This is a genomic window from Streptomyces sp. MZ04, from assembly GCF_004684775.1.
Classification (GTDB): domain Bacteria; phylum Actinomycetota; class Actinomycetes; order Streptomycetales; family Streptomycetaceae; genus Streptomyces.
On sequence record NZ_SRIC01000588.1, the window covers coordinates 1 to 1101 of the forward strand.

The 1101-nt window shown below is 67.8% G+C and carries 2 protein-coding genes; one reads left to right on the forward strand and one right to left on the reverse strand.

Features of this window, described 5'->3' with window-relative positions; genetic code table 11:
- Window positions 1–550 (reverse strand): TerD family protein (locus E2651_RS43350; protein WP_245239565.1); only part of this gene is annotated, 550 nt, incomplete at its 3' end.
- A 322-nt stretch (window positions 551–872) separates the two neighbouring features.
- Between E2651_RS43350 and E2651_RS43355 the strand changes: the two genes are divergently transcribed.
- A partial coding sequence (locus E2651_RS43355) for a DUF6643 family protein (protein ID WP_348541712.1) occupies window positions 873–1101 on the forward strand: 229 nt, incomplete at its 3' end.

Below are 1101 nucleotides of genomic sequence, written 5' to 3' on the forward strand. Positions count from 1 at the left end.
GGGTCACGACGGGCGGGGCCGCCTGCTGGGGCTCGTCCACCGAGATGCCGTAGTCCGTGGCAAGGCCCTCGAGTCCGCTGCCGTAACCCTGCCCGACGGCGCGGAACTTCCACGCGCCCTGGCGGCGGTAGAGCTCACCGAGGACGAACGCCGTCTCGACGGTCGCGTCCTCGCTGTCGTAGCGCGCGATCTCGGCGCCGTTCGCCGCGTCGACGACGCGGATGAAGAGGCCGGGGACCTGACCGAACGTCCCGCCGTCCGTCGACGCGGCGAGCACCACGGTCTCGATGGCGGGCTCCACGCGCGCGAGGTCGACGGAGAGGGCGTCGGTCACCCGGCCGCCCTCGGTCTTCTTTCCCTCGTGGCGCACCGCCCCTGAGGAGTGGACCGCCTGGTTGTAAAAGATGAAGTCGTCGTCCGAGCGGACCTTTCCCGAAGCGGCCAGCAGCAGCGCCGACGCGTCGGCGTCCGGCACCCCCGGCCCCGAGGACCACCCCCATTCGACCCGCACGGCAGGTGCAGGCACCGGAACATTCGATCCCTTAGGCATTGTCATGTCCGCCCCCATCGCAAGTCGCCACATCCGGCCGGTCCGCCGATTCGTTGTTGACCAACCTATTACCCGGACCCCGAAGAGGCCCATGTCCGCCGCGGATGCCCCTTCCCGCGGCCCTTCCCTCAACCTTGCGTCAACCTTGCGTCAACCGCCGGTAACCCGCACGGAGCTTGGCTTTTACACGATCCCTACGCCGCTGCGCGACCGATTTTTCCTAAGTTCGCTCACATTGAGGAAGCCCAGTCACTACCGACACGTAAAACAACCCTCTTATCGGTCTCCCCAACCAGCACATCAAGGGCTTAACTTATGTCTCATGACCTCCCCCCGCTCCACCTATGGCGGCGGTTACTACTCCGCGCCGTCCTTCCCGGACACTCCGATCTACGACTCGCTTGTCGCCGAGCGGGGCACTCCGCAGATCGCCCCGATCCGGGTTTCCCCTGCGTACGACACGGGCAGTTACCTGCCCGCGCTCCCGGCCGCCCCGCTGCCCGCGCTGCCGGCCGCCCCTTCCCACCACAACCCCGCGTACGGCTACGCGG